The 12,434-nt window shown below is 60.4% G+C and carries 13 protein-coding genes; 5 read left to right on the top strand and 8 right to left on the bottom strand.

All coding sequences use genetic code 11. The features are described 5' to 3' along the window. Position 1: 1 nt before the first annotated feature. Positions 2–415, bottom strand: coding sequence for a rhodanese-like domain-containing protein (locus ACEN8E_RS01080; RefSeq protein ID WP_495591096.1), 414 nt, complete (start codon positions 413–415; stop codon positions 2–4). Between the two features lie 152 nt (positions 416–567). Here ACEN8E_RS01080 and gpmI point away from each other — a divergent pair, with 152 nt between their 5' ends. The 4 genes from gpmI (at position 568) to ACEN8E_RS01060 (ending at position 5,770) form a co-directional block, all read left to right on the top strand. Continuing rightward, positions 568–2,097: a 2,3-bisphosphoglycerate-independent phosphoglycerate mutase gene (gene gpmI, locus ACEN8E_RS01075; protein ID WP_495591095.1), complete on the top strand. Its 1,530-nt coding sequence runs from the start codon at positions 568–570 to the stop codon at positions 2,095–2,097. A 241-nt stretch (positions 2,098–2,338) separates the two neighbouring features. Beyond that, complete coding sequence (locus ACEN8E_RS01070; protein WP_495591094.1) at positions 2,339–3,634, top strand: murein hydrolase activator EnvC family protein; 1,296 nt, start codon at positions 2,339–2,341, stop codon at positions 3,632–3,634. 34 nt (positions 3,635–3,668) lie between these two features. Beyond that, positions 3,669–4,991 carry a S41 family peptidase gene (locus tag ACEN8E_RS01065; protein ID WP_495591093.1) on the top strand — a complete coding sequence of 441 codons (1,323 nt, stop codon included), beginning with the start codon at positions 3,669–3,671 and terminating at the stop codon, positions 4,989–4,991. 2 nt (positions 4,992–4,993) lie between these two features. Beyond that, positions 4,994–5,770 carry a divergent polysaccharide deacetylase family protein gene (locus ACEN8E_RS01060; RefSeq protein ID WP_495591092.1) on the top strand — a complete coding sequence of 259 codons (777 nt, stop codon included), beginning with the start codon at positions 4,994–4,996 and terminating at the stop codon, positions 5,768–5,770. A 147-nt stretch (positions 5,771–5,917) separates the two neighbouring features. On the opposite strand, the gene ACEN8E_RS01055 is transcribed toward ACEN8E_RS01060, so the two are convergent. The 7 genes from ACEN8E_RS01055 to ACEN8E_RS01025 all read right to left on the bottom strand — a co-directional run bounded on the left by ACEN8E_RS01055 (position 5,918) and on the right by ACEN8E_RS01025 (position 11,733). Continuing rightward, a complete protein-coding gene (locus tag ACEN8E_RS01055; protein ID WP_495591091.1) occupies positions 5,918–6,673 on the bottom strand; it encodes a substrate-binding periplasmic protein in 756 nt (251 codons plus the stop codon). A 78-nt stretch (positions 6,674–6,751) separates the two neighbouring features. Then, a complete protein-coding gene (hisF, locus tag ACEN8E_RS01050) occupies positions 6,752–7,522 on the bottom strand; it encodes an imidazole glycerol phosphate synthase subunit HisF (protein ID WP_007897430.1) in 771 nt (256 codons plus the stop codon). Positions 7,523–7,531: 9 nt separating this feature from the next. Next, positions 7,532–8,269: a 1-(5-phosphoribosyl)-5-[(5-phosphoribosylamino)methylideneamino]imidazole-4-carboxamide isomerase gene (gene hisA / locus ACEN8E_RS01045; RefSeq protein ID WP_007972753.1), complete on the bottom strand. Its 738-nt coding sequence runs from the start codon at positions 8,267–8,269 to the stop codon at positions 7,532–7,534. A 42-nt stretch (positions 8,270–8,311) separates the two neighbouring features. Further along, positions 8,312–8,572: a DUF2164 domain-containing protein gene (locus ACEN8E_RS01040; RefSeq protein WP_495591090.1), complete on the bottom strand. Its 261-nt coding sequence runs from the start codon at positions 8,570–8,572 to the stop codon at positions 8,312–8,314. Beyond that, the gene (gene hisH, locus ACEN8E_RS01035) at positions 8,573–9,211 is read right to left on the bottom strand and encodes an imidazole glycerol phosphate synthase subunit HisH (RefSeq protein ID WP_495591089.1); all 639 of its coding nucleotides are present in this window, start codon (positions 9,209–9,211) and stop codon (positions 8,573–8,575) included. Continuing rightward, the gene (gene hisB / locus ACEN8E_RS01030; RefSeq protein ID WP_003186751.1) at positions 9,211–9,804 is read right to left on the bottom strand and encodes an imidazoleglycerol-phosphate dehydratase HisB; all 594 of its coding nucleotides are present in this window, start codon (positions 9,802–9,804) and stop codon (positions 9,211–9,213) included. Before hisB ends, hisH begins: the two co-directional genes overlap by 1 nt. Before the next feature lie 264 nt (positions 9,805–10,068). Continuing rightward, positions 10,069–11,733, bottom strand: coding sequence for an OFA family MFS transporter (locus ACEN8E_RS01025; RefSeq protein ID WP_495591088.1), 1,665 nt, complete (start codon positions 11,731–11,733; stop codon positions 10,069–10,071). A gap of 228 nt (positions 11,734–11,961) precedes the next feature. Between ACEN8E_RS01025 and ACEN8E_RS01020 the strand changes: the two genes are divergently transcribed. After that, positions 11,962–12,366: an acetyl-CoA sensor PanZ family protein gene (locus ACEN8E_RS01020; protein WP_495591087.1), complete on the top strand. Its 405-nt coding sequence runs from the start codon at positions 11,962–11,964 to the stop codon at positions 12,364–12,366. Positions 12,367–12,434 lie beyond the last annotated feature (68 nt).

Here is a 12,434-nt window from a genome sequence, read left to right as displayed (position 1 = left end):
ATCACTTCACCAGCGGCAGATTGTCGGCTTTCCAGCTGGAAATACCGCCGGACAGCTTGGCGGCAGTGAAGCCGGATTTCATCAGTTCGCGAGCGTGGGTGCCAGCAGTCTGGCCCATGGCGTCGACCAGGATGATGGTCTTGGCCTTGTGCTTTTCCAGTTCGCCAACGCGGGCGGCCAGTTTGTCCTGGGGAATGTTCACCGCACCGACAATGTGACCGGCGGCGAAATCCTTGCTCGGACGAATGTCGACCACGACGCCCGCGTCCTTGTTGACCAGGCCGGTCAGTTCGCCAGTGCTCAGGCTGCGGCCGCCGCCCTGCATTTGATAGGCCAACAGCAGGGCCGCCAGAACGACGAAGATACCGACGAGAATGTAGTGGTTAGTGGCGAATTCAATCAGGTGAGCAACCATCGAAGGAGGTTCCAGGGCGTTAAAATGTCGGCCAGTATACACAGCCCCTATGGTGGGCCAAACCCCGTCCGGCGGTGACGTGGCCGGAACTTCGCTTTAAACTGCGACTCCCTTTTCCATTACCCCTTTTACCTCAGCCACGAGTGGATTCCATGACTACCACGCCTAAACCTTTGGTCCTGATGATTCTCGACGGCTTCGGTCACAGCGACAGCCCCGAATCAAACGCCATTTTCGCGGCGAAGAAGCCTGTACTGGACCGCCTGTGGGCCACTGTGCCAAACGGCCTGATCTCGGGCAGCGGCATGGACGTCGGCCTGCCGGACGGCCAGATGGGCAACTCCGAAGTCGGCCACATGAACCTGGGTGCCGGCCGCGTGGTGTATCAGGATTTCACTCGGGTCACCAAATCGATCCGCGACGGCGAGTTCTTCGAGAACCCGACCATCTGCGCCGCCGTGGACAAAGCCGTCGCCGCCGGCAAAGCCGTGCATTTCATGGGCCTGCTGTCCGATGGCGGCGTGCATAGCCACCAGGATCACCTGGTCGCCATGGCCGAACTGGCCGCCAAGCGCGGCGCTCAGAACATCTACCTGCACGCCTTCCTCGACGGCCGCGACACTCCGCCGAAAAGCGCACAATCGTCGATCGAACTGCTCGATGCGACCTTCCAGGCCCTGGGCAAAGGCCGGATCGCCAGCCTGATCGGCCGTTACTACGCCATGGACCGCGACAACCGTTGGGACCGTGTGTCCCAGGCCTACAACCTGATTGTCGACGGCCAGGGCGAATTCAACGCCGCCACCGCTCAGGACGGCCTGCAAGCGGCCTACGAGCGTGGCGAGAGCGACGAGTTCGTCAAAGCCACATCCATCGGTGAGCCGGTAAAAGTCGAAGACGGCGATGCCGTGGTGTTCATGAACTTCCGCGCCGACCGCGCCCGCGAGCTGACCCGCGTGTTCGTCGAAGACGGCTTCAGTGAGTTCGAGCGTGCCCGCCAGCCGAAACTGGCCGGTTTCGTCATGCTGACCCAATACGCCGCCAGTATCCCTGCACCATCGGCCTTCGCCGCCGGCAGCCTGGAAAACGTGCTGGGCGACTACCTGGCGAAAAACGGCAAGACCCAGCTGCGCATCGCCGAAACCGAAAAGTATGCTCACGTGACCTTCTTCTTCTCGGGCGGCCGCGAAGAACCGTTCCCGGGCGAAGAGCGCATCCTGATTCCATCGCCGAAAGTCGCCACCTATGACTTGCAGCCGGAAATGAGCGCACCGGAAGTCACCGATCGCATCGTCGAGGCCATCGAAAACCAGCGTTACGACGTGATCGTGGTCAACTACGCCAACGGCGACATGGTCGGCCACAGTGGCGTGTTCGAAGCGGCGGTCAAAGCCGTTGAATGCCTGGACCTGTGCGTGGGCCGCATCGTCGATGCACTGGAAAAGGTCGGCGGCGAAGCCTTGATCACCGCTGACCACGGTAACGTCGAGCAAATGTCCGACGCCTCCACCGGCCAGGCGCACACTGCGCACACCACCGAGCCGGTGCCGTTCATTTATGTCGGCAAGCGCGACCTGAAGGTCCGCGAAGGCGGCGTGCTGGCGGACGTGGCGCCCACCATGCTGAAGTTGCTGGGCCTGGAGCAGCCGGCGGAAATGACCGGGACTTCGATTCTGGTGTAATCCAGCCTTACCAGCGCCGCAATACCCTGTGGGAGCGAGCCTGCTCGCGAATACGGACTGTCAGTCGACACCGACGTTGCCTGACACCCCCTATTCGCGAGCAGGCTCGCTCCCACAGTAGTTTTAGGGTGTTTTCAAATGCAACTTTGCTCCAGTTATCACACAGTCAGAAATGGGCATTTTTTTTGCCGCCCATGGCGGGCATACTAGGCCGTCCCTTTCCCTGGTGCCGCCCGCCCCTATGCTTCGCGTCCTGATAGCCCTAGCTCTGACATGCCTGCTCCAACCGGCCTTTGCTGACGAGCGCGCAGAAACCCAACAACAGTTGGACGCCACGCGTCAGGACATTGCCGAGCTGAAGAAACTGCTGGGTAAACTGCAGGAAGAGAAGTCCAGTGTGCAGAAAGAGCTCAAGGGCACCGAAACCGAAATGGGCAAGCTCGAGAAGCAGGTCGAAGCCCTGCAAAAAGAGCTGAAGAAAAGCGAAGCCGAGCTGCAGCGCCTCGATGCAGAGAAAAAAAAACTCCAGAGCGCGCGTACTGAACAGCAACGACTGATCGCCATGCAGGCCCGCGCGGCCTACCAGAACGGTCGTCAGGAATACCTCAAACTGCTGCTCAACCAGCAAAACCCGGAAAAGTTCGCCCGCACCCTCACCTATTACGATTACCTGAGCCAGGCTCGCCTGGAGCAGCTGAAGAGTTTCAACGAAACCCTGCGCCAACTGTCCAATGTCGAGAAAGACATCGCCATGCAGCAGGCGCAACTGCTGGTTCAGCAAAGCAGCCTCGACACCCAGCGTGGCGAACTCGAGAAAGTCCGCCAGGAGCGCCAGCGAGTCCTGGCCAAACTCAATGACGACGTAAAGGCTCGCGATCAGAAACTGGCGGCGCGCGAGCAGGATCAGGCAGACCTGTCTAAAGTCCTTAAAACCATTGAAGAAACCTTGGCCCGCCAGGCCCGTGAGGCAGAAGAAGCGCGGCAAAAAGCGCTGATTGCCCAGCAGGAAGCTGAAAAAAAGCGTTTACGTGAGGCGCAGGCGCTGGCAGATGCCAACGACGATGCCCCACGCAAACCGGCCAGGTCGACTCCCGGCGCACTGGTTTCCAGTTCCGGCGAGACCTTTGGCGGCCCGTTTGCATCAACCCGCGGCAAACTTCCCTGGCCTGTCGATGGTCGACTGTTGGCGCGCTTCGGTGAAAACCGTGGCGATGATGCCCGGACCAAGTGGGATGGTGTGATGATCGGCGCGTCCGCCGGCAGTGCGGTGCATGCCGTACACGGTGGTCGCGTGGTGTTCGCCGACTGGTTGCGCGGTGCCGGGCTGCTGGTGATCCTCGACCACGGCAACGGTTATTTGAGTCTGTACGGTCACAACCAGACGCTGCTCAAGTCTGCGGGTGATGTTGTAAAAGCCGGTGAGCCTATTTCCACTGTCGGTAACAGTGGCGGGCAGGACACACCAGCGCTGTATTTCGCAATTCGTCAGCAGGGTCACCCGAGTGACCCGGCGCAATGGTGCCACGCGCAAGGATAGGCGTTGAGTCACCTACATTAGGAGTTCGTTCGACATGCTGCATTTGTCCCGCCTTACCTCGCTGGCCCTGACGATCGCCCTGGTGATCGGCGCGCCTCTGGCGTTTGCCGCACAACCAGCGCCGGCGGTTGCGCCTGCAGGCACTGCTGCGACCACCAAGGCACCTTTGCCGCTGGATGAGTTGCGCACCTTTGCCGAGGTGATGGACCGGATCAAGGCCGCTTATGTCGAACCGGTAGACGACAAGACCCTGCTGGAAAACGCCATCAAGGGCATGCTCAGCAACCTCGACCCGCACTCCGCCTACCTCGGCCCTGAAGATTTCGCCGAGCTGCAGGAAAGCACCAGCGGGGAATTCGGCGGCCTGGGCATCGAAGTCGGCGCCGAAGACGGCTTCATCAAGGTGGTGTCGCCAATTGACGACACGCCAGCCTCCAAGGCCGGCATTCAGGCCGGCGACTTCATCGTCAAGATCAACGGCCAGCCTACCCGTGGCCAGAGCATGACCGAAGCCGTCGACAAGATGCGCGGCAAGATCGGCCAGAAAATCACCCTGACCCTGGTACGCGACGGCGGCACGCCGTTCGACGTGACCCTGGCTCGCGCCGTTATCCAGGTCAAGAGCGTGAAGAGCCAGTTGCTGGAATCTGGCTACGGCTACATCCGCATCACCCAGTTCCAGGTCAAGACCGGTGAAGAGGTTTCCAAGGCCCTGGCCAAGCTGCGCAAAGACAACGGCAAGAAGCTCAAGGGCATCATTCTCGACCTGCGCAACAACCCGGGCGGCGTGTTGCAGGCGGCGGTGGAAGTGGTCGACCACTTCATCACCAAGGGCCTGATCGTTTACACCAAGGGCCGCATCGCCAACTCCGAGCTGCGCTTCTCTGCCACCGGCAAGGACGAAAGCGAAGCCGTGCCAATGGTCGTGTTGATCAACGGCGGCAGCGCCTCGGCTTCGGAAATTGTCGCCGGCGCCCTGCAGGACCAGAAGCGCGCCGTGCTGATGGGCACCACCAGTTTCGGTAAAGGCTCGGTGCAAACCGTGCTGCCGCTGAACAATGACCGCGCATTGAAGATCACCACGGCGCTGTATTACACGCCGAACGGTCGCTCCATCCAGGCCCAGGGCATCGTCCCGGACATCGAAGTGCGCAAGGCCAAGATCACCAGCGAACAGCAAGACGGCGACTACTTCAAGGAAGCTGACTTGCAGGGCCACCTGGGCAACGGTAACGGCGGCGCCGATAAACCGACCGGCTCCAGCAGCAAAGCCAAGCCGATGCCACAGGACGATGATTACCAATTGGCCCAGGCCCTGAGCCTGCTCAAAGGGCTGAGCATCACGTCCGGCCGTTGAGGGTGCGCCTGCGTTACGTTCTCGGTCTGCTTTGCTGTCTGGCGGGTGTTGTTCACGCAACGCCCGCCTCGACCACGCCGCAAAAAGCCTACCTGACCCTGATCATCGATGACCTGGGGCAGAACCTGCCCCGGGATCGCCGTGTGCTGGCCCTGCCCGGCCCGGTGACCGTGGCAATCATGCCCGACACACCCCACGCCACCGAATTTGCCCGCGAAGCCCATCGCGCCGGCAAAATCGTCATTCTGCACATGCCCATGGATCCGGCCACCGGACCGTTCGCCTGGCACCCCGAGCTGCCCATCGATGAGCTGGAAAAGCGCCTGAATGCGGCGTTCAAGATGGTCCCGTACACCAGCGGCATCAACAATCACATGGGCAGCCGCATGACCGCACAACCCGCCGCCATGGCCTGGCTGATGGCGGACCTGCAACGACGGCACAAGCTCTTCGTCGACAGTCGCACCAGCGCCCAGACCGTGGCTGCTGCCGAAGCGCAGAAGATTGGTCTGGCGAGCGTGTCGCGGGATGTTTTTCTCGACGATGAACGGACTGAAGCGGCAATCTTCACCCAGTTGCAGACCGCGATCAGCCTCGCGCACAAGCAGGGCTCGGCAGTGATGATCGGGCACCCGTATCCACAGACGCTCGCGGTGCTTGAGCGCGAATTACCCAAGCTCAAGGCTCAGGGGATCGACTGGATCGACATCAAGCAGATGATCAGCGTACGCGGCAATCGGGCAACGGCCGCACATGGGAAGGACGGGGTGTACCGCTAATCCGCTACACCACCAGACAACTGTGGGAGCGAGCCTGCTCGCGAAGGGGTCATCACAGTCGATGCATATGGCGACTGTCAAACCGCTTTCGCGAGCAGGCTCGCTCCCACATGGAATTGTGCCCGGCACAAGATTTGGCGATTGGCGTTAGAGATACTGCGCCATGATCTCGTCCACCCGCCCTTCCTTGCGCATCTGATCCAGCGCCGCCTGGAGCTTGGCCACCGTCTCGTCCGGCACGTCCTTGTTCAGTGCCAGGTACAGTTCGGCACTGTTGAAGCGCAGTACGGTTTTCAACCCGCTAACCCCTTCCTGGCGCGCCAGATAGCGCCCGGCCGGATCGCCAGTGGCCCACAGGTCGATCTGACCGTTGACCAGCTTCTTCGCATTGTCCTGATCGCGCAGCACGACGATCGGATTGAGCCCCTGCTTGGCCAGCGTCTCGGCGATCGCATCGCCCTTGTAGGCGCCAATCTTGTATTTACGTGCGTCATTCAGGGTTTCGAGGGTGATCTTGCTGTCAGCCTTGGCCAGCATGATCCAGTCGTCCGGGCCGATCGGACCGACCCACTTGAATAGCTTTTCGCGATCCGGCAGCCGCGCCATGACGAATACGCCGTAACCGGGTTTCTCGAGGGTGAGTTTGTAGATCCGCTCCCAAGGGAAACGCAGCGTCAGGCTGTAGGTAATGTCGGCGCGCTTGAATATCTCGCGGACGATATCGGTGGCGATGCCATTGATGTTCTCGTCCTGAGCGAAGTTCTTGCCATTTTTCGCCATGTTGTACGGCGGGAAGTTTTCCGTCAGCAACACCATGTCGGTATCGGGACTGTCTTTAGCGTGCGCCCCGGTGACCAACAATAGAGAAGCACTGGCGAGGGCTAGAAGGAGGCGTCTAAGCATGTCTGGCTACCGAAATCCATGGCGTACCCAAGAGTGCCTTGAGCACGCCATGATGTCCACTGGCCTGCATTGGATTGTCTAACGCATCACAATGCCGCGATGGGCCATATAGGCCTTGGCTTCCTGCACGGTGTATTCGCCGAAGTGGAAAATACTCGCCGCCAATACCGCGCTGGCGTGGCCTTCAAGGATGCCGTCGGCCAGGTGTTGCAGGTTGCCGACACCGCCGGAGGCGATCACCGGAATGCCCAGCGCATCGCTGATGGCGCGGGTAACGCCCAGGTCGAAACCGTTTTTCATGCCGTCCTGGTCCATGCTGGTCAGCAGGATCTCACCGGCGCCCAGGCCTTCCATCTTCTTCGCCCACTCAACGGCGTCGAGACCGGTTGGTTTACGACCGCCGTGGGTGAAGATTTCCCAGCGCGGGGTTTCGCCCGGCCCGGAAACCTTCTTCGCGTCGATGGCAACCACGATGCATTGCGAACCGAAATGCTGCGCGGCTTCGCCGACAAACTCCGGGTTGAACACTGCGGCGGTGTTGATCGAGACCTTGTCCGCGCCGGCATTGAGCAAGTTGCGGATGTCCTGCACGGTGCGTACGCCGCCGCCCACGGTCAGCGGGATGAACACCTGGCTGGCCATGCGTTCTACGGTGTGCAGCGTGGTGTCGCGGCCGTCGACACTGGCAGTGATGTCGAGAAAGGTAATTTCGTCGGCGCCCTGCTCGTCGTAGCGACGGGCGATTTCCACCGGGTCACCGGCGTCGCGGATGTTTTCGAACTTCACACCCTTGACCACCCGGCCGTTATCCACGTCCAGGCAAGGGATGATGCGTTTGGCCAGCGCCATGGTCAGTCCTCAGCCTTTGTACGAATCGCAGAAAGCTTGCGCTTCAGCAACGTCGAGGGTGCCTTCGTAGATCGCCCGACCGGTAATGGCACCGATGATGCCTGGCGCCTTGGCGTCGAGCAGGGTCTTGATGTCACCCAGGTTGTGGATACCGCCGGAAGCGATCACCGGGATCTTCGTGGCAGCAGCCAGCGCGGCGGTGAACGGCACGTTGCAGCCCTGCATCATGCCGTCTTTGGCGATGTCGGTATAAACGATCGCGGATACGCCGTCGGCTTCGAACTGTTTGGCCAGGTCGATCACCTGAATGGTGCTGATTTCAGCCCAGCCGTCGGTAGCCACGAAGCCATCTTTGGCGTCCAGGCCGACAATCACCTTGCCCGGGAACGCACGGCAGGCTTCAGCGACGAACGCTGGATCCTTCACCGCTTTGGTGCCGATGATCACGTAGCTCACGCCCGCTTTCACGTAGTGTTCGATGGTTTCCAGGGAACGGATGCCGCCGCCGATCTGGATCGGCAGGTTCGGGTAGCGCTTGGCGATGGCAGTGACCACTTCGCCGTTGACCGGCTGACCTTCGAAGGCACCGTTCAGGTCGACCAGATGCAGACGACGGCAACCGCCCTCCACCCACTTGGCAGCCATGCTCACCGGGTCATCGGAGAACACTGTGGAATCTTCCATGCGGCCCTGGCGCAGACGAACACAGGCACCGTCTTTAAGATCGATAGCGGGAATAATCAGCATCTGGCAAACCTTCAAAATTGAATGTTCAGCTTGGCTCGGAAATCAGTTTTTCTCGAGCGCCCACAGGTCGCTTTCGATGCTTTCGAACCTCTCTTTGAGGTGCGCCTGCACATCGAAAATCGCCCTGTTGTAATAGTGCGGAGCAATTTCGCGGGTAAACAGCTCAAGAATTTCAGCTGCTTCGAACGAACCCAGGTCCAGTTCGAAGCGATCCTCCATGAACCGCTTGATCTTGCGATTGGCCTCGCTCTCCTGTTCAGGAGTGAGGGTCAGGATCGGCGGTTTGGATTTCTTGGCGGCCATTTACCAGCGACCGTCCCACGCAGCGAAGTTCTGCAGCAACTGCAGGCCATGGGTATGGCTTTTCTCCGGGTGGAACTGCACGGCGAAACGCGAGCCTTCGGCCAGCGCCGCGGCGAAATCGACACCGTAGTGACCGCCACCCACCACCTGCCGCGCGTTGGCGGCAGTGATGTAGTAGCTGTGCACGAAGTAGAACCGCGCCAGGTCCGGGATGTCGTGCCACAGCGGGTGACTCACCTTCTGCTTCACTTCGTTCCAGCCCATGTGCGGGACTTTCAGGTGTTCGCCGTCCTCGACCAGATCCTTGCCGAAGAACTTCACCTGACCCGGGAACAGGCCAATGCAGTCGACACCGTCGTTTTCTTCGCTGGTGTCGAGCAAGGCTTGCATGCCCACGCAGATACCAAGGAACGGACGGTCCTGGCTGACTTCACGTACCAGCGAATCGAAACCGAGGCGACGGATCTCCGCCATGCAATCGCGAATGGCGCCAACGCCTGGGAAAACCACCCGGTCGGCCTCGCGAATCACGTTCGCATCGCTGGTGATCAGGACCTTGCCGGCACCGACGTGCTCGAGGGCCTTGGCCACCGAGTGCAGGTTGCCCATGCCGTAATCGATAACCGCGACTGTCTGCATTACAGCACGCCCTTGGTCGAAGGCATTTGCCCGGCCATGCGGTCATCGAGCTCGACGGCCATGCGCAGGGCACGGCCGAAAGCCTTGAACACGGTTTCGATCTGGTGGTGGGTGTTGTGCCCACGCAGGTTGTCGATGTGCAAGGTGACATTGGCGTGGTTGACGAAGCCCTGGAAGAATTCCTGGAACAGGTCAACGTCGAAGCCGCCGACGGTGGCACGGGTGTACGGAACATGCATCTGCAGGCCTGGACGGCCGGAGAAGTCGATCACCACGCGCGACAGCGCTTCATCGAGCGGCACGTAAGCGTGACCGTAGCGACGGATGCCTTTCTTGTCGCCGATGGCTTTGGTGAAAGCCTGGCCGAGGGTGATACCGACGTCTTCCACGGTGTGGTGGTCATCGATATGCAGGTCGCCCTTGCTGACAATATCCAGGTCGATCAGCCCGTGACGGGCGATCTGGTCCAGCATGTGCTCAAGAAAAGGAACACCGATATCGAATCGGGCCTTTCCGGTGCCATCGAGGTTGATCGAGGCTTTGATCTGGGTTTCCAGAGTGTCGCGCTCGACAGACGCCTTACGTTCGGCCATCACCAGCTCCGCAAAATCATTGGGCGAAAAAGGCAGCCATTATAGGCGTGCGGGCGCCAAACAGAAACACGGGAGGTGATATCGCTGACGGAATGAATCCGGGGGTGTCGGCGATGTACATGTCCATACAAGCCATCTAGAGGCAACATAAAAATAATTGTGGGAGCGAGCCTGCTCGCGAAGAGGCCCTCACATCCAACATCACTGTCGACTGTCAGGCCGCATTCGCGAGCAGGCTCGCTCCCACAAGTGCGATGCGATTACTTAGTGGAACAACACTGCTGTTTTTTGCAGGGTCACCCACACACCCCACGCCAACGGAATGCCAACCACCAACCAGGCTGCAACAGCCAAAGGCTTGGTGCCGGCAGCCGCTTTCCACTCCAGCACGGTGCTGCTGTCAGCGCCCTTGTCATGGCCCAGCGCCTGTTCAGCGGCCAGTTCGGCGTCGGTCATGAAGTATTTGTCGGCCACCGGACGAACCAGCAGATTGCACAGGAAACCCAGCACCAGCAGGCCGGCGAGGATGTACAGGGTGATGTCGTACGCCGCTGCCCGCTCGACGCCAATGCTCAGCTGATATTCACGCAGGTAGTTCACCAACACCGGACCCAGCACGCCGGCAGCAGCCCAGGCGGTCAGCAGACGACCGTGGATCGCACCGACCATTTGTGTACCGAACAGGTCCGCCAGATACGCCGGAACAGTCGCAAACCCACCGCCATACATGGACAGGATGATGCAGAACGCCGCCACGAACAGCGCGATGCTGCCCAGATGACCAAGGTTCGGAATCAGTCCGTACAGGGCAAAGCCCAGGGCGAAGAACACGAAGTAGGTGTTTTTGCGGCCCAGGTAATCCGAGAACGAAGCCCAGAAGAAACGCCCGCCGATGTTGAACAGGCTGAGCAAACCGGTGAAACCGGCTGCGATGGCAGCAATTGAAGCAAGCTGCGAGGCGTCGAGCTGACCGAACGCCAGGTCATTGCCCAGCAACTTGCCCGCGAACACTTCCTGCAACAGCGGCGACGCCATGCCGAGGATGCCGATACCGGCGGATACGTTCAGGCACAGCACCAGCCATACCAGGCGAAATTGCGGCGTCTTCCAGGCCACATTCACGTGAACATGACGATGAGTGATCATCGCGTTGGCGGCTTTTTTCACCGGGGCGGTCCAGCCTTCCGGCTTCCAGCCGGTTGGCGGAACGCGGTAGGACAGCGCGCCACCGATCATGAACACGAAGTAGATCGCGGCCATCACCAGGAAGCTCTGCCACACGCCGACGCTGGTTGGCGAAGCGAAATGCCTCATCAGCGCCGCCGCCAGCGGAGCGCCGACCATTGCGCCGCCACCGAAGCCCATGATCGCCATGCCGGTCGCCATGCCGCGCTTGTCCGGGAACCATTTGATCAGGGTCGAGACCGGCGAGATGTAGCCCAGGCCCAGGCCGATGCCGCCAATGACCCCGGAGCCGATCCACATCAGCCAGATCTGGTGGGTATACACACCCAAAGCGGAAATCAGCAGGCCGCCGCACCAGCACAGAGCCGATACGACACCGGCCTTGCGCGGTCCGGCGTGTTCCAGCCAGCCACCCCAGATGGCAGCCGAGCAGCCCAGGAAGATGAAGAACAGGGTATAGATCCAGCCGAGCATCGAGATCGGCCAGTCACACTGGGTCGAAAAGACTTGTGCGATAAAACCCGTGCCTGGCGCACAGGCCACCGGGGCGGTGATGCCCAGCGCCTTGGACAGCGGCAGCCAGAACACCGAAAAGCCGTAGGCCATGCCGATGCACAAGTGAATGGCCAAGGCGGCCGGTGGTACCAGCCAGCGGTTGAAACCGGGCTTGGCGATGATCCGCTCTTTGGACAGGAACGCAGGCTGGCTGGCACTGAAGCCGTCCGCCGTGATGCTCGTAGTCATTGTGTTTCCCCCAATTATCAGTAGGGTTCGCCAGCCACGGTCTACTCCAGGCCTTTATGTACGCAGGCATGACCTTTTTTCTTGGAGCGTCTTGTTGTGCGACAACATGCCGCAGAATGGCGGACGAACGGGCAAAGGTTACCATCTGCAAGTGGCAGAAAAACCAAACTGACATCACCTTTTGTACGTTATCCGATCTCTTTCACCCATGACCTCACAGGAATCACCATGCCGATCATTGTCGAGCCGCTGAACCAAGCCACGCCCCAGGATCGGCAGGATCTGCAGAAGATCTACCGCGACGCTCCAGACTGGCTGTTCACTCCGTTTTCCGGAGAAGCGCAATTGATCGAAGACTGCTTGCGAGACGGCACACTGATCGCCGGACGCTTCAATGATCGCCTGCTGGGCGCGGCCCGTTTGCAACGGCACCAAGACGCCTGGCACTTGTCACAAATTTGTGTGCGGAAAATTACCCGTCGCCGAGGTGTTGCCGAGCGCCTGGTGGCCGAAGCCCTGAAAATGGCCGCGCAATCGGGCATGCCCCTGCGCCTGCTCGCGCCTGCCGGGCATCTGGAGGCACAGGCACTGGCCGCCAAGCTGAAATTGCCGCTGGATGCACTGCCGCAGTGATCGCTGACCGGTCGTCCGTTCCGGGGCGCTATACTCCTCGGCTAAATTTTGAATTCGACTATCTACAA

It is taken from the genome of Pseudomonas sp. Pseusp9 (assembly GCF_059491265.1).
Note: the sequence above shows the minus strand (reverse complement) of the source record. Positions and strands in the feature narration are given on the sequence as shown.